The 20,695-nt window shown below is 39.4% G+C and carries 19 protein-coding genes; 14 read left to right on the forward strand and 5 right to left on the reverse strand.

The features are described from left to right. Positions 1–6: 6 nt before the first annotated feature. From ACA086_RS02190 to purD, 7 genes are all read left to right on the forward strand, one after another. A complete protein-coding gene (locus ACA086_RS02190; RefSeq protein ID WP_369747884.1) occupies positions 7–702 on the forward strand; it encodes a CDP-alcohol phosphatidyltransferase family protein in 696 nt (231 codons plus the stop codon). Then, complete coding sequence (locus ACA086_RS02195; RefSeq protein WP_371001678.1) at positions 686–1,924, forward strand: hypothetical protein; 1,239 nt, start codon at positions 686–688, stop codon at positions 1,922–1,924. The genes ACA086_RS02190 and ACA086_RS02195 overlap by 17 nt, the downstream gene beginning before the upstream one ends. A gap of 3 nt (positions 1,925–1,927) precedes the next feature. Further along, a complete protein-coding gene (locus tag ACA086_RS02200) occupies positions 1,928–3,175 on the forward strand; it encodes an O-antigen ligase family protein (RefSeq protein WP_371001679.1) in 1,248 nt (415 codons plus the stop codon). Positions 3,176–3,260: 85 nt separating this feature from the next. Then, the gene (locus ACA086_RS02205; RefSeq protein ID WP_371001680.1) at positions 3,261–4,487 is read left to right on the forward strand and encodes a WcaI family glycosyltransferase; all 1,227 of its coding nucleotides are present in this window, start codon (positions 3,261–3,263) and stop codon (positions 4,485–4,487) included. Positions 4,488–4,621: 134 nt separating this feature from the next. After that, on the forward strand, positions 4,622–5,923 hold the full coding sequence (locus ACA086_RS02210; protein ID WP_371001958.1) for an exopolysaccharide biosynthesis polyprenyl glycosylphosphotransferase: 1,302 nt from the start codon (positions 4,622–4,624) through the stop codon (positions 5,921–5,923). A 19-nt stretch (positions 5,924–5,942) separates the two neighbouring features. Then, positions 5,943–6,923, forward strand: a complete 981-nt coding sequence (locus tag ACA086_RS02215; protein WP_371001682.1) for a UDP-glucuronic acid decarboxylase family protein — start codon at positions 5,943–5,945, stop codon at positions 6,921–6,923. A 42-nt stretch (positions 6,924–6,965) separates the two neighbouring features. Beyond that, positions 6,966–8,237 (forward strand): phosphoribosylamine--glycine ligase, encoded by a 1,272-nt coding sequence (purD, locus tag ACA086_RS02220; protein ID WP_371001683.1) that lies wholly within the window; start codon positions 6,966–6,968, stop codon positions 8,235–8,237. Here the strand turns inward: purD and ACA086_RS02225 are convergent. After that, positions 8,232–8,453: a uracil phosphoribosyltransferase gene (locus ACA086_RS02225; protein ID WP_369747877.1), complete on the reverse strand. Its 222-nt coding sequence runs from the start codon at positions 8,451–8,453 to the stop codon at positions 8,232–8,234. The two genes, purD and ACA086_RS02225, sit on opposite strands and share 6 nt — an antisense overlap. Positions 8,454–8,493: 40 nt before the next feature. Between ACA086_RS02225 and ACA086_RS02230 the strand changes: the two genes are divergently transcribed. From ACA086_RS02230 to ACA086_RS02240, 3 genes are read left to right on the forward strand one after another with little or no spacing between them, the layout of a single operon-like run. Further along, positions 8,494–9,432 carry a hypothetical protein gene (locus tag ACA086_RS02230; RefSeq protein WP_371001684.1) on the forward strand — a complete coding sequence of 313 codons (939 nt, stop codon included), beginning with the start codon at positions 8,494–8,496 and terminating at the stop codon, positions 9,430–9,432. Positions 9,433–9,461: 29 nt separating this feature from the next. After that, entirely contained in the window at positions 9,462–10,070 is a 609-nt protein-coding gene (locus ACA086_RS02235; protein ID WP_371001685.1) for a DUF4254 domain-containing protein, read from the forward strand. Beyond that, entirely contained in the window at positions 10,051–11,097 is a 1,047-nt protein-coding gene (locus tag ACA086_RS02240; RefSeq protein ID WP_371001686.1) for a glycosyltransferase family 9 protein, read from the forward strand. Before ACA086_RS02235 ends, ACA086_RS02240 begins: the two co-directional genes overlap by 20 nt. A 2-nt stretch (positions 11,098–11,099) precedes the next feature. On the opposite strand, the gene ACA086_RS02245 is transcribed toward ACA086_RS02240, so the two are convergent. The 3 genes from ACA086_RS02245 to ACA086_RS02255 form a co-directional block, all read right to left on the reverse strand. Next, positions 11,100–11,714, reverse strand: a complete 615-nt coding sequence (locus tag ACA086_RS02245; RefSeq protein ID WP_371001687.1) for a TetR/AcrR family transcriptional regulator — start codon at positions 11,712–11,714, stop codon at positions 11,100–11,102. Positions 11,715–11,960: 246 nt separating this feature from the next. Beyond that, positions 11,961–13,016 carry an arsenosugar biosynthesis radical SAM (seleno)protein ArsS gene (arsS, locus tag ACA086_RS02250; RefSeq protein WP_371001688.1) on the reverse strand — a complete coding sequence of 352 codons (1,056 nt, stop codon included), beginning with the start codon at positions 13,014–13,016 and terminating at the stop codon, positions 11,961–11,963. Positions 13,017–13,062: 46 nt separating this feature from the next. Continuing rightward, on the reverse strand, positions 13,063–13,398 hold the full coding sequence (locus tag ACA086_RS02255) for an arsenosugar biosynthesis-associated peroxidase-like protein (RefSeq protein ID WP_371001689.1): 336 nt from the start codon (positions 13,396–13,398) through the stop codon (positions 13,063–13,065). A gap of 447 nt (positions 13,399–13,845) precedes the next feature. On the opposite strand from ACA086_RS02255, the gene ACA086_RS02260 reads away from it, so the two are divergent. Next, the gene (locus ACA086_RS02260; RefSeq protein ID WP_371001690.1) at positions 13,846–14,631 is read left to right on the forward strand and encodes a patatin-like phospholipase family protein; all 786 of its coding nucleotides are present in this window, start codon (positions 13,846–13,848) and stop codon (positions 14,629–14,631) included. A gap of 14 nt (positions 14,632–14,645) precedes the next feature. Here ACA086_RS02260 and ACA086_RS02265 read toward each other — a convergent pair whose 3' ends face one another. Then, entirely contained in the window at positions 14,646–15,689 is a 1,044-nt protein-coding gene (locus ACA086_RS02265) for a 2Fe-2S iron-sulfur cluster-binding protein (RefSeq protein ID WP_371001691.1), read from the reverse strand. Positions 15,690–15,818: 129 nt separating this feature from the next. Between ACA086_RS02265 and ACA086_RS02270 the strand changes: the two genes are divergently transcribed. The 3 genes from ACA086_RS02270 to ACA086_RS02280 all read left to right on the forward strand — a co-directional run bounded on the left by ACA086_RS02270 (position 15,819) and on the right by ACA086_RS02280 (position 20,691). Further along, complete coding sequence (locus ACA086_RS02270; protein ID WP_371001693.1) at positions 15,819–17,300, forward strand: DUF5687 family protein; 1,482 nt, start codon at positions 15,819–15,821, stop codon at positions 17,298–17,300. A gap of 15 nt (positions 17,301–17,315) precedes the next feature. Next, a complete protein-coding gene (locus tag ACA086_RS02275; RefSeq protein WP_371001694.1) occupies positions 17,316–18,011 on the forward strand; it encodes an ABC transporter ATP-binding protein in 696 nt (231 codons plus the stop codon). Positions 18,012–18,138: 127 nt separating this feature from the next. Next, positions 18,139–20,691, forward strand: a complete 2,553-nt coding sequence (locus tag ACA086_RS02280; protein ID WP_371001695.1) for a tetratricopeptide repeat protein — start codon at positions 18,139–18,141, stop codon at positions 20,689–20,691. The last annotated feature ends 4 nt before the right edge of the window (positions 20,692–20,695 follow it).

Raw genomic sequence — 20,695 nt, forward strand, 5'->3', positions numbered from 1 at the left:
GAAGATATGAAATACCCCTATTCAGAAATAAAGAATAGCTTTCATGCGCGAGAGGCTTGGATAAATGTGTTTTTCTTTAAATATTTTACTGTACCCCTGACCTATGTAATAACAAACTATACCCGTATTACACCTAATATTATTAGTATTATCTCTCTAATATTAGGGCTCGCATCGGCGTATTGTTACTTTGCAGGAATGCCTTTAATGGCGGGAGTACTGTATTTTGTTTCCTATGTATTTGATGCAATAGATGGCAAGGTGGCGAGGATAACCAAAACGGGAACCCCATATGGAGCTTGGTTTGATATTGCTATCGATCGAGTGAACCTGACATTGATTTCGCTAGCGATTTCCTGGACACATTATACCACAAAGGAGGATGTTTCGATTTTGGTTCTTAATCTTATTTTTTTGGCACTTACTTTTATTGGCTCAGAAAGCAGGCATCAAATTGATGTCTACAAAAGAAAAATAAATTACCAGGAAAAGAAACAAGTTCAGCCGTCTTCCTACGACAAATGGTGTATGCAAAAAGGCGTGGAAAAAGAACCAATCTCCCTTCCCGAACTGTTTTTGTTCTTATTAATTGTAGCTCCCCAATTTGGCATAGAAAAAGTCACATTTATAATTGTTATTTTATTCCTGTTGGCGAGGATATTAAAACAGCAGCTTTTTTGGTTCCATGTTACTAAGAATTGATAAGATAGCACTTTCCTTTATAGTCATTTGTTTAATATCAATGGCTTTACCTTACATCTTGGGTTTGGGAGGTGAAAATGTTTTTATAAAAGACTTTTATGCAAAAAGAATTATGTCCCTTTTTGGGCTGCCTTTCTTCGCATTGATAGTCTTTGTTGTTCTCAGAAATGGGAACCTGAGAATAAATAGAAAAATCTTATTCTATATTTTTGTCTATTCTGTCATTCTTATTCACTCATTATTTTTAGGAAATCGCACCTCCTTAATAGGAACGGATGCATTTATTGCGACACTTCCAATAGTATTCTATTTGTGCGTTAATAAAACCGGCTTCAAAATTGATGGTTTTCTCGAAGGCTTTAACTACTTACTAATTGCCGCCGCAATTTTGGTAATAATGGGTGTGAAACTTCAGTTTTCTTATTTCAGCCTAATAAGTGTTGTCTATTTAATATTTCTCCTGCGCTGGAATAAGATAGAAATTCTTTTATTGCTGGCCTTACCACTAATATTGGTAGAATCACTTATAGGTAAGAGCGCTCTAATAATGCTCTTTTTCCTCGTTGCCTATTTTTTCATTTTAGATAGAAATTTGGTGAGCTTTCAAAAAAAAGTATATCTTTTATTAATCCCTAGTTTAGCTTTCTTCTTACTGCTAATTATCTTTTGGGAACAAATACAGACCACAGGTTCTTATAGAAACTTTGTATACTTTTTAAGTAACACAGACTTTAGCTCCTTAAGTTTTAAGGACCAATCTACAGGACACCGTTTGTTTGAAGCACAAAGGGTATTGGAGGAATACGGTGATGCGGATTTTTGGAAACGGCTATTTGGACATGGTTTTGGTGCAACCATTGATCTTTCTGAAACACCTGACGCCACCATTGCCAAAGCCAATGAAAACATTGCAGAAGTTAGGCATATTCACATAGGTATTTTTGCTGTACTTTATAGATACGGTATTGTAGGTGTTGGTATTTATATATTCTTCATTTTTAGAATGGCCCGTGCATGTTTTCGAGTCCTAAATAGAACCAATAGTAAGGCACTGGCATTAAGCGCCCTGTATGTTTTAATTCTTCTATTTGACTCCTTGATTTCTTTTCCCCATATGATGTCTAATTTTCTTTTTTGGCTCCTAGCTTTCGTTGTTTTAAAGAAGGAGAAAATACTATATAAAAAATCAATACAATCATTTTCTTTTAAAAGCCAGATGTAGAACTTGAATTTTTTAAGCTTAGAAATAACAAATAGGAAGATTTTAAATGTTGCTCTTGCAACATTTGGTATTTTTCCCTTGTTACCATACCAAATTAAAGGGCTGCCGGTTGCTTTTATACTATTTGTTGGAGTCTATGCTTTAATTAAAGGTTCAGGAAAACACAAGATAGACAGCGGGTTCTATGTGCTTATTTCGCTTTTTACCATAAGCTTATTAAGTATAGTGTATACCGGAAGCTTCAACATACCCTGGGGAAAAATTGAAACCTCAATATCCCTTTATCTTATACCCCTTGCCTTCTTGTTGATAAAGAGGATTGATAAGCTGGCAAAATTTGAACGGAGAACCTTTTGCGTTACATTTATTGCAAGCACCTTCATATTATCACTGATTAGTATTTTTTATTATCTAAAACAGGGACTGTTTTCCGACTCCGAACTTAAAGTCAATTCTTTTAGACAAGCCATAACAGAATTACCTTTAATTGGAGATCATCCAATATATATCAGCATTTACCTGGGAATAGCCTTTTTGCTTGGAATCGAATTTTTCAAGCATTTCAATAATACCGGAAAACTATTTTTAGGCATGAGCAGCACGCTGATCGTTTTTCATTTGTTACTACTTTCCAGCAAAGGAATTGTACTAGCGGTATTAATCACTACTATCTTTTATATATTTAAGGCCATTGAAAAAAGATCGCTACGACTTTCCCTAACGGCGGTTATAGTAATACTCTTTTTAACCGCCCTGTATCTATTTCCAAATCTCGAAAGGAGATTTAGAGAAATTGGCAGAAAAACTACATATACGGAACTCCGACTCCAAAACTCGTCAAGTATCCGATTGGCAGTCTATAAATGCGGAATACAAATGGCAATGGAAAATCCTATTTTAGGCTATGGGTGGGGTGAAGGAAACAAAGCCCTTAAAGAGTGTTATAAAAGCAAATCTGAGGAACTTTTCACAAGAGAACCAAATGCCCATAACCAGTACTTAGGATATTTACTGGATGGGGGTTTACCAGCATTATTTACTCTTGTATTTTTTATTTTCTATTTTTTAAGATCAGCCTTTATTAGGAATGATCTAATAATGTTTTCTTTAATCTTTTTTTATACGATAATTTTGGCAACGGAGAATATATTGGTAAGACAATCTGGATTGATTCTTTTCATTTTCATATTCGCTTTCTTTTATTATTCCACGGAACAAAAAAGTAATCACAACTATCACCTAAAGCACTGATCAACTTTAGTAGTTATAAGTTCTTAAACTGAATTGGTTTGATTCGATTTTTGTTTCTCGATTCTCAGAGTCATTGAATCTAATTATGAAATTAAACATCACCTTAATTGGGGTCAATTTTTTACCGGAAGATACGGCCATTGGTCTGTACTCCACTCAAATGGCCCAATACTTGGAATCCAGAGGTCATCAACTAAATATTATTACCGGCTTTCCTTATTATCCTCAATGGGAGATACACAAAGATTATAAAAGTAAATCCAAATTTTTTGAAGAAAGCCTAGACCAGATCCGTGTACTTAGATATAAACAGTACGTTCCTCAAAACCCTACATTCTTCAAAAGGATAATTCATCTTCTCGATTTCACAATAGGTTCTTTCTTCAATCTACGGAAGATCTCAAATGCGGACCTTGTTATTTGTGTAGTACCTTTTACTAGCTCAATTTTATTGGGCTGGTGGCTTAAAAGGAAAACAAAAGCCAAATTATGGATACATATCCAGGACTTTGAGTTTGATGCGGCGGTTCAAGCGGGCGTCTCAAGAAATAAAAATAGAATCAAAAATTTGATTTTTAAGTTATTATTTTGGATTGAAAAAATGCTGCTGAATTCAGCTGATATTGGGAGTACTATTAGTTTCACTATGGTGAATAAATTTCAGGACAAATCCAATTTGCCAATAGTTTACTTTCCAAATTGGATTGATGCCGATAAAATTAATCCGAATAAGGCAAAAGAGCATCCTTTTCTAGGCTCTTCAAAGTTTAAGGTTCTTTACTCCGGAAATGTTGGAGACAAACAGGACTGGGAATTGTTCGTTAATCTTGTGAATAAATTGGAATCTTGCAATGACATTGAATTCGTTGTTGTGGGTGATGGCGCAAAATTTCAATGGCTAACTGAAACCATAGGAAGTAATCAGATAGTATCCTTTCATAAGCCCGTGCCATATGAAGAACTTTCTGACTTGTTATGCAGTACAGATTTGCATATTCTGTTTCAAAAGACAGATGTTGTAGATACTGTTATGCCATCGAAGTTATTGGGCATGATGGCCAGTGGAAAACCTTCAATTGTTACCGGCAATCCGGCTTCAGAAGTAAAACAGGTCCTTAACAAGAGTAAAGGGGGTATTTACCTTGATACAAATAATCTCGATGAGTTGATAGAGGCCTTGACTAATTTGATGGAAAACCAGGAAAAAGCTAAATTAATGGGATCTGAGGCAAGAATTTATGTTGAAAAAATATTTGGTAAGGATCAGATTCTGGCAAATCTTGAAGAGCAAATCTTTAAAGTACTAGATTAAGTGAACAAGGATTTCACAAATACTTTAAGTAAATTTGATCGATAAACCAATTTGGTTTAGGATTTCACTCCTAGGACTGTATGTTAATAAGTCATTCACATCGATATTCCGGTTTAATTTCTCCCTTATCGTATATGGTCGACTTGTTGATCATAAACATCTGTGCTTATCTTCTGCCAATAAATCTACTTGAAGTCCTACTATTCCATGGATATATCTCCCTAGCGTGGATAAGTATTGCGATTGCGACAAAATTCTACGTGATTTATAGATATACAAAAGTCACCCACATACTTAAACTACTATTCAGGCAGTTTTTCTTCTACTTTCTTGTTGTGTATGCTTTTATTGGGTTCTTTAAGCAACCTAATATGAGTAGGCTGGCGTTAGCACAATATGTTATCTATATTTTTATTGCAATTTCTACTTTGAAATTCTTGAGTTACTACCTACTGATGAAATATCGGGAGCGAGTAAAGGGCAATATTCGAAATGTAGTGGTTATCGGGAAAAACAAAAAGACACAACAACTCATAAATGTATTTAATGCGCGATCTGAATTCGGGTATCACTTTGTTAAACAATTCTGTCCAAAAGAAAAGAATTTCGATATACGAGACTGCTTTTCATACATTGTCCAACGGAATATTGATGAGGTATACTGTTCGGTCTCTGAATTAAATAACAATGAGATATCCCAATTCATCAATTTCGCAGACAACAACCTCAAAACCCTTAAGTTCTTACCCGATAATAAAAACATCTTCGCCAAGAAACTTAAGTTCGAGTATTACGATTATTTACCTATTCTCTCATTAAGGGATATTCCCCTCCACAACCCCATAAATGCATTTATAAAAAGGTCTTTTGATGTATTGTTTTCAATCTTTATCATTTTTGGAATCCTTATTTGGCTCGGACCTATCCTGGCAATTCTCATATCTCTGGAGTCTCGTGGTCCGATTTTCTTTGTACAAAAGAGATCTGGTTTAGACAACAGAGAGTTCCAGTGTTTTAAATTCAGGTCTATGGCAATGAACCCCAATGCCGATAAAATGCAGGCAGGAAAGAACGACATGCGGGTGACCAGTATCGGAAAATTCCTTAGAAAGACAAGTATTGATGAATTGCCGCAGTTTTACAATGTACTTTTCGGAAATATGTCGGTAGTAGGCCCCAGACCTCATATGTTAAAGCATACAGATGAGTATGCCAGCAAGGTGGATAAATATATGGTGAGGCATTTCGTAAAACCGGGCATTACTGGCCTTGCCCAGGTAAGAGGTTACAGAGGAGAAATAGAGAAAGACAGTGATATTCAGAACCGTATTAAATTCGATATCTTTTATATAGAAAACTGGTCATTTTTATTAGATATGAAAATTATCGTGCAAACAGTTCTTACGGTATTTCAAGGGGATGAAAAGGCCTATTAGCAATATTAAACTCAACAGATTGAAAAAAATACTCATAACAGGCGCAGCAGGATTCCTAGGATCACATTTATGCGATCGTTTTATAAAAGAGGGCTACCATGTTATTGCGATGGATAATCTCATCACAGGAGACCTTAAAAACATCGAACACCTGTTTCCCCTGGAGCAATTCGAATTCTATCACCACGATGTGACTACGTTTGTTCATATCCCCGGGAAATTAGATTACATACTTCATTTTGCTTCGCCCGCGAGCCCTATCGATTATCTTAAAATCCCTATCGAAACACTAAAAGTGGGCTCTCTGGGGACATTAAACTGCCTTGGCCTGGCTAAGGAAAAAAATGCTACCATCCTTGTTGCCTCCACCTCAGAAGTGTACGGAGACCCCCTGGTTCATCCCCAAAATGAGGATTACTTTGGAAACGTGAGTCCGGTGGGCCCTCGCGGGGTATACGATGAAGCCAAGCGATTTATGGAATCCATTACCATGGCATACCATCGTTTTCACGGAGTAAATACCCGGATTGTGCGGATCTTTAATACATATGGTTCCCGGATGCGCCTCAATGATGGACGGGTAGTACCTGCCTTTATGGGGCAGGCGCTCAGAGGAGATGACCTAACGGTTTTTGGTGACGGAAACCAAACCCGTTCCTTCTGTTATATCGATGATCAGGTGGAAGGGATTTATCGACTTTTAATGAGTGATTATAGTGATCCGATCAACATCGGAAATCCCCATGAAACAACAATCAATGAGTTCGCCCAGGAAATACTGAAGCTCACAGGAAAAGACCTGAAGATCATCCATAAGCCCCTGCCCCAGGATGATCCTTTACAGCGGCAACCAGACATTAGCAGGGCAAAAGAGATCCTGGGCTGGGAGCCCAAAGTAGAACGGGCAGAAGGGCTGAAAAAGGTCTATGAATACTTTAACTCCCTCTCTCCGGAGGAACTCAAAAGAAAGGAACATCGCAATTTCTCAGCTAATTCATAGACAGGTTCTTTTCAAATCCTATTTTTGTCAAAATTCAAAACCATGAATATTCTGCTTTTGGGATCCGGAGGCCGTGAACACACACTGGCCTGGAAACTAAATCAAAGTCCAAAACTATCTCGGCTTTTTGTAGCCCCGGGTAACGCGGGTACGGCGAAAATTGCCACTAACCTACCTTTAAATATCAACGATTTTCAGGCGGTAAAGGATGTTGTAATATCCCACAATATTAATATGATTGTAGTAGGACCCGAAGATCCCCTGGTGAAAGGCATTCACGATTTTTTCCTGTCGGATAACGACTTGAAGAATATACCGGTTATCGGACCTGAAAAAAAAGCAGCTACCCTTGAAGGCAGTAAGGAATTTGCCAAGCAGTTTATGATGCGACACAAAATCCCAACAGCCTCGTATCAGAGTTTTACAGCAGAAATGCTGCAGGAAGGATTTAATTTTCTGGGCACCCTAAAACCTCCGTATGTCCTTAAAGCTGACGGCCTTGCTGGGGGGAAGGGTGTTGTGATCCTCGATGATCTGGATGAAGCAAGAGCAGAACTTTCCCGTATGCTGCTTGATTCAAAATTTGGTGAAGCAAGCACAACGGTAGTGATCGAAGAATTTCTTTCGGGTATTGAACTGAGTTGTTTTGTCCTTACTGATGGCGTTAATTTCAAAATCCTGCCCACCGCCAAGGACTACAAAAGAATTGGAGAAGGAGATACCGGTCTCAACACCGGGGGCATGGGAGCCATATCACCGGTGCCCTTTGCAGAAGGCGACTTTATGGAAAAAGTAAAGGAGCGGATAATTTTACCAACTATAAAAGGACTGCAAAAAGACAAGATCCCCTATAAGGGATTTATTTTTATCGGACTTATCAAAGTAGGGGAAGATCCTTATGTGATAGAATACAACGTACGTCTGGGCGATCCCGAAACGGAAGTAATCCTTCCAAGGATTAAAAATGACCTGGTTGAAGTATTCGATGCTGTTACTCATGGGGAATTAAACAAGATTGACCTGGAAGTCGATAGGCGTAGTGCCGTTACTGTAATGACCGTTTCCGGCGGTTATCCGGGAGCTTATACCAAAGGAAAAGAAATCAGTGGCCTGGAGAAAATTGAGGACTCCCTTGTATTTCATGCGGGCTCTACCATATCCAACGGCAAGACCGTAACAAACGGAGGGCGTGTGTTAGCACTGACTTCCTTCGGAGATGACTTCAGAAAAGCCCTTGATAAGTCGTACCAAAACGTACAAAAAATAGATTTTGAAGGGATGTATTACCGCAAAGATCTGGGATTTGATCTATAGGTAAGAATGTGAGGTGATAGTTTTATCCTCCTCCTGATTATCATTGAATTTCTTTAACTGCATCAGCCAGTAAACCATAGCTATTGTACCTATGATCATAAACAGCCAGTTGATGGTATTAGACGTCCACCAGTTTTCCATAAAGCGGAAAACATCATAGGGCCAAAACAAATAGTTGACGAATAAATCTTCTATGCCGTAAAAAAATGAGCTCATCTTGGTTATATTTACGAGGACAAAAATATAAAATCCGGGGATGATTTCAGGCATTTTTGGCAAAACAAAACCAATAAATTACGTTTTACTCCTTGGATTACTCTTCCTGGTTTATTGGTTTGCGATATTTTATTACACGGATACGCTGACTGAACCATCAGATATCATCTCTCCATCTTTCGTTTTAATAATCCTTTTATTTTCTGTACTGGCCCTTGATTTCGTTGTAAACAGGAATCAAATTACCAACACAAACGCGTATACGGTCCTCTATTTTGTATTACTGACATTGGTATTTCCTTCTTCCGTTGTGGATGCTGATGCGGTTGGATGTAACTTTTTTCTCATCCTGGCTTCGAGACGACTCATTAGCCTACGCAGTTTAAAATATATGAAATTAAAGATCCTTGATGCTACCCTTTGGGTGATGGCGGCCAGTATATTCTACAATTGGTCTATTCTTTTCCTGTTCCTGGTTTTTATTGCCATCTATATTTATGAGCCTAAAAATTTAAAGAACTGGCTGGTACCTTTGGTGGGGATCATAACATTTTTGTTGATCTGGAATGCCGTTTTAATCCTGGCAAATAAGGAGGGTTTTTTTGTGGAACACTACAATATGCAGATCGGTGATTGGAAAGAGTTTGTATATGACTGGACTCAGAGTTCTAAGCTTGGTATTTTTATTTTTCTTATCACAGTCACTACACTGGCGGTATTTCTTAAATCCGGTAAATTGGGGCTTGGGAGAATTATAAATCTCAGGGTGATCTCTCTCTATCTCGCCCTCAGTTTTGTGGTTGTCATCTTATGCCTGACCCGTGGAGATTTTCCAATACTGATCACTTTTTTTCCCGCTGCGGTGTTTCTTGGGAAATACACAGAAATGATTAAACGACAAAATATAAGGGATCTCAGCTTAGCCGGAGTGATTCTGCTTTCAGTTTTGATTTTTGTGCTGGGCATACTTATCAAATAAAAGATACCTTTGCATAAACTTTATCCCGTATGTTCAGCCAGGAAGCCTTTAAGATTTTTGAACAAAGCATTGTACAATATCACGTTCTCGACAGCGTAGATCAAAAATTCGTAAATCCTTACGCCCAAGGTAAAATTGAACACCTTCTTTATAGAAAAAACTGGATTGATACTGTTCAATGGCATTACGAAGACATAATTCGCGATCCGGATATTGAGCCGGTCGCGGCTTTAGAACTTAAACGTAAGATCGACGCCAGTAATCAGGAAAGGACTGATCTCGTAGAATATATTGACAGTTATTTTCTACAGAAATACGCCGACGTAGAGATTCTGGAAAATGCCACAATTAATACTGAATCCCCAGCCTGGGCAATTGACCGCCTCTCTATTCTTGCGCTGAAGATTTATCATATGAAAGAAGAAACTAAAAGGGCCGATGCCTCAGCAGAACATATAAAAGCCTGTAAAAGTAAGTTGGCGGTACTCCTGGAACAGAAAAAAGACCTTTCGACGGCGATAGATCAATTACTGGCTGATATTGAAGCTGGCAGAAAGTATATGAAGGTGTACAAACAAATGAAGATGTACAATGATGATGAGTTAAATCCGGTTTTACGTGGACAAAAGCAGGGATGATTATCTTCTGGTGATCCGACTCTCCGCCATGGGGGATGTGGCTATGACCGTCCCCGTGCTCCTTGCCCTAACCAGGGCAAACCCCGAATTAAAACTACTAGTCCTTACAAGACCATTTTTTGCTCCAGTATTCAAGAATATTCCAAATACTTTAGTATTCCCTGTCGATCTGAGGAATAAACACAAAGGAGTATCCGGAATATATCGTCTTGCGAAGGAATTAAAGAAACATCGGCTAAGTGGTATTGCCGACCTGCACAACGTTTTACGTACCAATCTCTTAAAATTGTTCTTCCTGGATAAGCAGATTCCTTTTAAACAAATAGACAAGGGGAGGAAGGAAAAACGAGCTATCACAGCATGGCGCAACAAGGAAATAAAATATCTGAAGACCACCCATGAGAGATATGTGGAGGTATTCAGAAACTTGGGATATTCAGTAAAACTTGATTCTAAAGACGTGCTGAAACCATGTATCCCTTCGGAAGAAGTACAGGCGTTTAATGCTCAGGAAGATAAAAAACTCATCGGGGTTGCACCTTTTGCGGCATTTTCAGGAAAAATGTACCCCCTGCCACTAATGCAGCAGGTACTTGAGCGATTAAATAATACCAATAAGTATAAAATATTTTTATTTGGTGGGGGAGATGAAGAAAAAAAGGCTATGAAGGCCCTTGCCAATAAATATACCAATTGTTTTTGTGAGGTAGGTCGACTTTCCTTTGCAGATGAACTCTGCCTTATATCACAGCTCGATCTTATGGTTTCGATGGATAGTGGGAATGGGCACCTAGCGGCCATGTTCGGTATCCCAACCCTAACTTTATGGGGAATAACACATCCCTGCGTTGGGTTTGCGCCCTATGGGCAAGCTGTTGAGAACAGTATATTATCAGACAGGGAAAAGTTTCCAATGATCCCCACCTCCGTTTACGGGAATAAGTTCCCTAAGGGTTATGAAAAAGCTATAGAATCCATAGATCCGCAAACAGTCTTTCGTAAGATAGAGTCCTTTTTAAAGGAATAAGTCTACACCAGCTGTGTCTCGGCAATCGACTTAAGGTACTGTTTGATCTGCTGCATATAATTGTATCCCAGCATCCTACTGTTACCTTCAACCATAAGTACTCTAATTCCTATATAGGAAGCAATAAGGAAAGAGGCTACTCCTTCACTGTCAACATGTCTTGCGATAAATCCGTCCGTTTTACCTTTTTGCAGGGTGGTTACAAGATTCACCTCCCAAACTTTGTAAATATCCTTCAGATATTTTGAGATTTCCTCGTTTCGTCCATTAAATTCAGTAATAAAATTCCCAAGAACAAAGCCGTAATCGAGCTCATTGTGCTGAGCCGTAGCCAGGGCGTTTTCAAAACAACGTTCTATGGCTGTAAAAGGATCAGCCTTCCCCTCTATGGGCTCTATCATCAGGACATATACTTTTCTGACGACCATATTCTGAACAATGCTGATAAAGAAATCCTCCTTGGATTGAAAATGATAGTAGAAAGCTCCTTTTGACAGGTCGAGTTCCTTCAGGATATCATCAATACTTGTATTATAATAGCCTTTTTTATAAAATAATTCGAGGCCTTTGGTCTGCATCCTATGCATGGTTGCCATGCGTTTTAAGTTCTTATCCATAAGATTTGGGTTTTGGGGTAATAAGACCATGTGGTCTATAACAAAGAACCCTCGAACCGTAATTTTACTAAAGACTACAGGGTGAAGACTCCTAAAAAATCGATGAGAAGTTAAAATTCGGATGAAATACCCACTATTGGCCGTAGTCAACCGACCACTTGGTCGGTTTTTTTCCCCGACAAAAGGTAAAATAAGGATGAATCAGTAGTTGAATTGAGGATAAAGAGGGCAGTAAATAATGAATTATCAGGTTACGACTCCCTGGCAACTGCTGCCTGCCCCGGCAGTACACCCATAACAGTGTTGTGAAATGATAATGTTGCGATTCTGAAGAATATCCTCATTGTATTCTCTAATATGCTGAACTTTACTGGCTACTTTTAAATCGAGCATCTGGTTAAAATCACAATCGTATAACCATCCATCCCAACTCACCGATATCGTATTAGTGCACATAACGTTCTGCACCGCAGAAGGGTTATAGGCATCAACAAGGGAGTACATATAATCTTCATAATTTTCAGAAGCAATTAAATAATCCAGAAATCGGGATATCGGTAAATTTGTGATTGCAAACAGATTGTGAAAGTCAATGTTGAAGTCTTCCTTCAGGGCTTTCTTAAAATCGCGTTCTAATGCCGACTGGTCTGCGGGGAGATATGCTCCGGAGGGATTGTATACCAGATCGAGCCTGAGAGAACTATCGGGAATTCCATATCCCACGGCATTTAGTTCCTGCAGGGCCTTAATCGACTTTTCAAAAACGCCGTCACCCCGTTGCTTGTCTGTTTTACCCTTTGTATAATGAGGCATAGATGAGACTACATGAATATTGTAATCTTTAAAAAACTGAGGGAGATCGTGATATTTTTTATTTGCCCGAATGATCGTCAGGTTAGACCGCACTATAAAATCCTGAATACCTGCTTTTGATGCCTCTTCCACAAACCAGCGGAAGTTAGGATTCATTTCAGGAGCACCACCCGTAAGGTCGAGGGTGTGCGCTCCGGTATTTCTTATGACTTCAAGGCACAACTCCATGGTTTCCCTGGTCATAATCTCTTTCCTGTCTGGGCCTGCATCTACATGGCAATGTTCGCAAACCTGATTACACATATATCCCACATTGATCTGAAGGACCTCTAAACTTCTGGGTTTTAAAGGGAACTCACCAATTTCGGCTATCTTATCTTTAAAGTAGGGTAGTTCCCCTTCTTTAAACAGACCTCCATTGAGAATTTCAAGTTGCCTGTGATTATCCGCTAATTCTAAATGCCTTGCTTTTAGAGATTTTGTAGCCATTCTTGTTATTTCGAAATTGTATAAGAAGGATTCCGCGAATCACATCCTACATGCTTAATTTATTGTATTTATTCATCATTTGAACTCCATGTACAAGAGTAGCCCCACTTTCGATGGCAGCACCTGCATGAACTGCTTCCATCATTTCTTCTTTAGTAATGCCTCTTTGCAGTCCGTCCTTGGTATAGGCATCTATACAATAAGGGCATTTAACGATATGGGCGACGGCAAGTGCGATCAGGGATTTTTCTCTGGCCGATAGGGCACCTTCCTCAAAAACCTTATTGTAATAATCAAAAAATTTAGTTCCCAACTCCTCGCTCCACTCGGTGATATTTCCAAATTTTCTTAAATCCGCCGGGTCGTAATATGAATTTGCCATGGTATAATCGTTTAGATTGACTTCAAAAGTATTAATAATAGAGGGGAATATATTCAGTGAGTCCTGCTCAAAATTAATTCAAAATGACTTTTGCTTTATCGCTGCAAAATATTTCCGCCTTCCCTTGGTCGCCATAATTTGCCAAACTTACAAGGAAAACCATGGAGATTTGCATCAATATTGGTCCAAATTCGGACTAAAAACAGAATTCGGACATTTCATTTGTCAAAGTGTCCAAAACCGACCACATAGTTTCTGCTCTCAGTTGTTTAATCACCTTTGTCATTCCGAATTATGGATTATCAGTACAGGAATAAGGGTAAACGTAAAGATTTGGATAGCTGGTTTTGATCTGAGAAGCAATTACAGACCGATTAGTTGGTAAATTTGGATTTAAATTCGATTTGAATCGATGCTTTATCTTTAGTTTTGGTTAGCTTTTTTGAGATGGACGCTACAAAGTTACAAAAGAAGACAATTGGACTGGTTCTCTCCGGAGGGGGAGTCAGAGGAATGGGTCATATTGGTATGCTAAAAGCATTGAAAGAACACGGTATTGAACCTTCAGTTGTTTCAGGGAGTAGCGCCGGAGCATTGGTAGGTGCCCTATATGCCAGTGGCCGAACTATGGAGGATATGCTGGCATTTTTTAAGGAGACCCCCTTGTTTAAGTACAGTTTTCTTACGATTAACAAACCTGGTCTTGTAGATACCGAGCGCTATTATGATATTTTCAGGCAATACATGCCGTTTGAGAAATTTGAAGCCTTAAGCAAGAAATTATTTGTTGTGGCAACCAATCTTCAAAAAGGCGTGGAAGAGGTCTTTTCCGAGGGGGAACTGATAATGCCCTTACTTGCTTCCGCAGCACTTCCACCGGTTTTTAGTCCGGTTGAAATGAATAACACCTTATACGCCGATGGGGGGATAATGAACAACTTTCCCACAGAACCAATAAAGGGGAAGGTCGATTTCATTATTGGGAGTAACGTCACAATGATCAGGGAAATAAAAAAGAATGAGATCAAGTCGTCTTATCAACTTGCTTCCCGCACAACGAGCCTGATGGTCTATGCGGTCAACAGAGAAAAGATAAAGAGTTGTGATCTTATTTTTGAACCCCGCGATTTAGAGGATATTGGGGCATTGGATAAGAAAGGTATAGAAAAAGCATACAATGCAGGCTACGACAATGCTTCCCGTGTACTGGAGAAGCTATTTGCAACTTCCTGATTCCGGGCTAAGTCCTATACATCGTCATAATCTATTTTCAGAGCTGGGGTCAGCGGGTGGGCCTGGCAGGTTAGGATAAAACCTTCCTCTATTTCACTATCTGTTAAGATCTGATTTTTTACCATTTCGGCTTTTCCCTCGGTTACCCTGGCAATACAGGTACTACAAACTCCACCCTGGCATGAGTAAGGTGCATCGATATTTTCATTTAAAACGGCATCTAAGACCAGTTTCTTTTTGTCCATGACAAAAGAAAATACCTCATCATCTAAAGTGACTTCCACCTGAGTCTCCCCTTTTAGGTCAGATACATCTTCTTCATGTGAAGTGGTAAAAAGCTCATAATGAACCTGGTCCTCTGGAATTTCATTTTTCCCCAGAGTTTCCTTTACATTGTTGATCATTTCCTCTGGCCCACAGATATAAAAGTGGTCAAAATTGCGATCCTTAAACTTATTTTTAACGATCAGGTTAACAGTAGAACTGTCAATACGCCCTTGCAGTGCACCTTCTTCCCTGGATCTGCTATAAATAAACTGAACAAAAAACCTATCGGTATGTTTTTTGGCAAAAGCCTTAATTTCTGTGTGATACATGGTCTCCTCCGGGGATTGATTCCCATAAACCAGAACAACAGTGTTTTCGGGATGACTGTTGAGGACACTCTCAATAATGCTCATTATCGGGGTGATTCCGCTTCCCGCAGCAAAAGCACAAATGTGCTGAGCTTTATTTGAAGGAGTAAACAAAAAATGACCTTTTGGAGGCATTACCTCAATAGAATCATTCTCTTTCAAATGATCACTGGCCCAGGTTGAGAAAGTTCCGCCTTCCACTCTTTTTATACCCACCGTTAATTCTGGCTCAGAAGGGGCACTGGATATGGAATAAGCTCGTCTGACTTCCTTTCCGTCAATTTCTTGTTTTAATGTGAGATGTTGCCCGGCATCAAATTGAAACTTTTCCTTGAGTTCACCAGGAACGCTTAGTGAAATAGCAACCGAACTGGGCGTTAAAGACCTTACTCCGGAAACTTTCAGCTTATAAAATGTACTCATTCTGCAAAATTTTTTTGCAAAACTAAGGAATGGGAAAGTAATTCATATATAATTCAATAAATATCTCACTTTTGTAACAAATACTATATTTGGCGTACTAATCCTGAAAATTGAATTGACTAACCTTCTATGTTAAAGCATTTTTTTACCCTCCAGTGGAAGTCATTTTTCCGAGCTGCCTCCTTTAAAACGAATCTTGCCTTCAAGATTTTTATGATTTTTGGAGCTATTTATTTTATCCTTGTTTTTCTCGCAATGGGCTTTGGATCCTATTTCATTATTAAGAAACAAGGCCTGGGCGACCCTTTACGTGTGGTGAATCAATTTATGATTTATTATCTGATGGGGGATTTATACATACGGTATATGTTCCAGAAAATGCCCATCCTGAATATAAAACCACTCCTTTACATGCCTTTTAAAAAGAGTCAGGTGGTAAAATATTCCCTCGGGAAGACAGTTTTCTCTTTTTTTAACTGGATGCACGCCTTTTTCTTTATTCCTTTTTCTATTGTTTTGATTACCCAGGACTATGATCCCTTAGCAGTCATAAGCTGGCATATAGGCCTTATGGCGCTTTTCTTTTGCAACAATTTTCTGAATATCATGATGAATAACAAGGATGCGATATTCTATCCTATGGTAGGTGTATTAGCAGTCCTTGGAATTTGTCAGTACAACGGTTGGTTTGACATTACCGTTTTTACAGCACCCATCTTCAATTCCTTTTTTGACCCGCCTTACGGCCCCGTGTACTCCCTGATCCCTTGTTTGCTACTTCTCGGTCTGGTGATCGCATCATACAGTTATTTCAGAAAGCATATGTACCTCGATGGAGTCCTGGCCACTAAGCATACCGAGGCTAAATCTGAGGATTATACATGGCTTAACCGCTTTGGGAACCTGGGCACCTTTTTAAAGAACGATATCAAACTCATAAGAAGAAACAAAAGGTCCAAGACCACCGTAATACTGAGTGTTTTATTCATTTTTTATGGCTTGCTATTTGGTTCGGGAATGATTGAAGTTTATGAAGGACCGGTTTGGTCAATATTTGCCGGTATTTTTGTCTCAGGGGGGTTTTTATTCAGTTTTGGTCAGTTTGTGCCGAGTTGGGACAGCTCCTACTACCCGTTGATGATGAGTCAGAATATACAATATCGTGAGTACCTCGACTCAAAATGGTATTTGATAGTTATTGCGACGGTGATCAGCACTTTATTATCTTCCTTTTATCTGTACTTTGGATGGGAATTTTATCTGGCCATCATCGTGGGTGCCATATATAATATTGGGGTGAATTCTTATTTAGTTTTATGGGGCGGTGCTTATATCAAAACTCCTATCGATTTAACATCCAATAAGAAGGCATTTGGAGATAAGCAGGCTTTTAATGTTAAAACAATGCTGTTAACCATCCCAAAATTGCTGTTGCCATTGGTAGTGTTCGCAGGGGGGTATTATCTGATTAATCCGGTAGCAGGCTATGTAGCTGTAGCCCTGTCCGGAGTGCTTGGTTTTGTTTTTAAAGACCAGGTGTTCAGGATGATTGAAAAAATTTACAAAAAAGAGAAGTACAAGACGCTGCTGGCGTATAAACAAACAGATTAAATACATCACAACAATATGATTACAGTTCACGATCTCACAAAAACATATGGCACTCAGACTGTTCTGAACATACCTTCACTGGAGATACCAAAAGGGCAAAGTTTCGGACTTGTCGGGAATAACGGGGCGGGTAAGACCACCTTTTTCAGCTTACTTCTCGATCTGATTCAGCCAACCACCGGTAAGATTATCAGCAATGAGGTGCAGGTTGATATAAGCGAGGGATGGAAGCCCTTTACATCCGCCTTTATTGATGAGACTTTTCTGATCGGATACCTCACGCCTGAAGAATATTTTTATTTTATCGGGGAATTAAGGGGCCGTAACAAAGCTGATGTAGATGCCCTGGTTAGTAATTTTGAAAATTTTTTCCACGGGGAAATCCTCGGACAGAAGAAATACCTCAGAGACCTTTCTAAAGGAAACCAGAAAAAAGTAGGTATTGTCGCCTCATTTATCGGGGATCCCGAAGTTGTCATCCTCGATGAACCCTTCGCAAATCTTGACCCCACAACCCAGATACGGTTAAAACAGATTATCAAAGATCTTGCAAACAACAAGGATGTTACTGTTCTCGTTTCCAGCCACGATCTGATACATGTCACAGAGGTATGTGAACGGATCGTAGTTCTGAACAAAGGTGATATCGTTAGAGATATTCAAACATCACCTCAGACGTTGAAGGAGTTAGAGACCTTTTTTGCAGGGTAATTTTCAGGAAATTTCCTATTAAAGTATCCCCTGAACTGTCATTAGGGGAATTCTATGCATTTTATCGAGTAGCTGTATAATAAACGGGTGCTTTTACAGTTTACATAGGGTACGAACATCGCGAATTTTGAAGCTTCGAAATACAATTCACATCCTCTGGCTTTCCGGAATCCTTTTGTTGAGTTCCTGCTCAACTAAAAAGGACGCCTTTGTCAACCGCAATTGGCACGCGTTGAATACCAAGTACAATGTACTCTACAACGGAAACCTCGCCTTTGAAGAAGGAAGGGATCAATTAAATGAATCTTATCGGGATAATTACTGGGAAGTGTTGCCGGTAGAGCGACTTGAAGTGAAAGATGAGATAAAACTCGATTCCGAAGATAACAATCCCAATTTTGAACGGGCAGAAGACAAAGCCACCAAGGCGATCCAGAAACACAGTATGGAAATCGGGAATCAGGAACGCAATCCTCAAACCGATGAGGCATTTCTGCTACTGGGGAAGGCCCGTTATTTTGATCAGCGTTATGTTCCGGCCATCGAAGCTTTTAATTACGTACTGCAAAAATATGCTGAGAGTGATAAGCTAAACGAAGCCACCATATGGCGCGAAAAGACAAATATTCGCCTCGAAAATGATGAGCTGGCCATCAAGAATCTTAAGAGGTTATTGAAATATGAAAAACTGAAGGATCAGGAATACGCTGATGCCAGAGCGATGTTGGCTCAGGCCTATATCAACCTGAACGCACCCGATACCGCCATTCAGCAATTAAAAATCGCCTCGGCTTACACCAGAAAAAACTCGGAAAAAGGCCGGTATTTCTTTATAATAGGACAATTGTATAATGAATTAGGATTCAGGGATAGTGCTAATTTAGCCTTTAATGAAATTATCGATCTGGGACGAAGTACACCAAGGGTGTACTGGGTAAATGCCCATTTGCATAAAATCAGGAATACCGAGGTGACAGAAGAAAACAAAGAAGAACTATCCGAATACCTCACTTGGCTGGAACTAAATAGGGAAAACCGCCCTTTCCTTGACAAAATCTTCAGAGAAATAGCTGTATATAACAATACCCTCGGGAAGGATAGTCTTTCCCTGGCTTATTATAACAAATCCCTTGCCGCTACAGATAATTCGCCCCAAATTCTGGCCCTTAATTACGAAGATCTGGCCGAATATCATTTCGATGAGAACAATTACAAGGTAGCAGGCGCTTACTTTGACAGTGTCTTGCCAAATTTGCCTGAAAATACCAAGAAATACAGGGCGATACGTAAAAAGCTCGATAATCTGGAGGACGTCATCACCTACGAGAATACGGTTCAGTATACCGATAGTGTGATCTCCTTATACCGAATGCCACAAATTGAAAGAGAGGCATTTTTTCAGGCCTATATCGATGAGCTCAAAGCAAAGGCTGAAGAAGAAATCGCAAGGGAGGAAGAAAAACTCAGTGCGGGATTTGCGGCTTTTGAAACATCGAAGGGAGGAAAGGAAAATAAGGGAAAATTTTACTTCTACAATATTACCAGTCTTGGATACGGGAAAACCGAATTTAAACGAAGATGGGGCAACAGGGCGTTGGAAGACAATTGGCGCTGGAGCAATAAGGCAAGTGCACAGACCCTGGACACCGATAACATTGATGCATTAGCTGCAGAGGACGGACCAGAGATACTAACAGAAGAGCAAAAGTATTCCCTGGAATACTACCTCGCTAAAGTTCCTACAAGCAAGGAGGTAATTGATAGCCTATCGAGAGAACGCAATTTTGCAAATTATCAATTGGGGCTTATTTATAAGGAAAAATTTAAAGAAAATCTTCTGGCAGCGGGGAAACTGGAAGAAGTCCTGAAATCACAACCTGAGGAGCGACTGATACTGCCTTCTAAATACAATTTGTATAAGATCTACGAAGAAGTTGGCAGTCCACTTGCTTCAACTATGAAAGAGAACATTATTAACAACCATCCTAGTTCGCGATATGCTGAGATTCTGCTAAATCCCAGAGCAGTGCTGGAAGCTTCCGAAGATGGTCCTGAAGCACAATACGCCAGGCTCTATAAGCTTTTTGAAAAACAGGAGTTCCTCCGTGTAATAACCGGGGCCGAAGAAACCATTAACCGCTTTACCGGCGACCCCATTGTCCCGAAACTGGAAATGCTGAAGGCAACTGCCATTGGCCGATTACAGGGATTCAAGGAGTTTAAGGAGGCCCTGAACTACGTAGCCCTGAATTATCCCAATCAAGCTGAGGGAAAGAAAGCACAGCAGATAGTGGCCGAACAATTGCCCAAGCTTGAACCGAATGGATTCTCCTCAGAAAGTTTTGAGCCTCAGGGAAATTGGAAAGTGGTCTTCCCATTTAAGAGAAGCAATGATGAAGAGGCCTTGCGGCTCCTGAAGCGCCTCAGGCAAACCATAGAGGATCTCAGGTACTCTAATATCGTTTCTAAAGACATCTATAATCTTGAAGATGAATTCGTTGTGGTACATGGATTCAAATCACGAGATTTTGCTTTGGGTTTTACCGAACTGCTAAAAAACAACAAAGATTACCGAATCCGTAATGAGAATTTTGTAATTTTATCTGACAACTATAAAACAATACAGATTCATAAAAATTTAAAAGATTACAAGAGACTCAAATTAACCCCAAAACCCTAGATCC

This window comes from Muriicola sp. E247 (assembly GCF_041358175.1).
Taxonomy (GTDB): Bacteria; Bacteroidota; Bacteroidia; order Flavobacteriales; family Flavobacteriaceae; genus Muriicola.

What these genes read in the sequence shown, in the direction of transcription:
- ACA086_RS02235 (WP_371001685.1), top strand. Translation starts at nt 9,462, where the DNA reads ATGTTCAGCCAGGAAGCCTTTAAGATTTTTGAACAAAGCATTGTACAA.
- ACA086_RS02260 (WP_371001690.1), top strand. Translation starts at nt 13,846, where the DNA reads ATGGACGCTACAAAGTTACAAAAGAAGACAATTGGACTGGTTCTCTCC.
- ACA086_RS02190 (WP_369747884.1), top strand. Translation starts at nt 7, where the DNA reads ATGAAATACCCCTATTCAGAAATAAAGAATAGCTTTCATGCGCGAGAG.
- ACA086_RS02245 (WP_371001687.1), bottom strand. Translation starts at nt 11,714, where the DNA reads ATGGATAAGAACTTAAAACGCATGGCAACCATGCATAGGATGCAGACC.
- ACA086_RS02225 (WP_369747877.1), bottom strand. Translation starts at nt 8,453, where the DNA reads ATGAGCTCATTTTTTTACGGCATAGAAGATTTATTCGTCAACTATTTG.
- arsS (WP_371001688.1), bottom strand. Translation starts at nt 13,016, where the DNA reads ATGGCTACAAAATCTCTAAAAGCAAGGCATTTAGAATTAGCGGATAAT.
- ACA086_RS02270 (WP_371001693.1), top strand. Translation starts at nt 15,819, where the DNA reads ATGTTAAAGCATTTTTTTACCCTCCAGTGGAAGTCATTTTTCCGAGCT.
- ACA086_RS02255 (WP_371001689.1), bottom strand. Translation starts at nt 13,398, where the DNA reads ATGGCAAATTCATATTACGACCCGGCGGATTTAAGAAAATTTGGAAAT.
- ACA086_RS02205 (WP_371001680.1), top strand. Translation starts at nt 3,261, where the DNA reads ATGAAATTAAACATCACCTTAATTGGGGTCAATTTTTTACCGGAAGAT.
- ACA086_RS02265 (WP_371001691.1), bottom strand. Translation starts at nt 15,689, where the DNA reads ATGAGTACATTTTATAAGCTGAAAGTTTCCGGAGTAAGGTCTTTAACG.
- purD (WP_371001683.1), top strand. Translation starts at nt 6,966, where the DNA reads ATGAATATTCTGCTTTTGGGATCCGGAGGCCGTGAACACACACTGGCC.
- ACA086_RS02195 (WP_371001678.1), top strand. Translation starts at nt 686, where the DNA reads ATGTTACTAAGAATTGATAAGATAGCACTTTCCTTTATAGTCATTTGT.
- ACA086_RS02275 (WP_371001694.1), top strand. Translation starts at nt 17,316, where the DNA reads ATGATTACAGTTCACGATCTCACAAAAACATATGGCACTCAGACTGTT.
- ACA086_RS02210 (WP_371001958.1), top strand. Translation starts at nt 4,622, where the DNA reads ATGGTCGACTTGTTGATCATAAACATCTGTGCTTATCTTCTGCCAATA.
- ACA086_RS02230 (WP_371001684.1), top strand. Translation starts at nt 8,494, where the DNA reads ATGATTTCAGGCATTTTTGGCAAAACAAAACCAATAAATTACGTTTTA.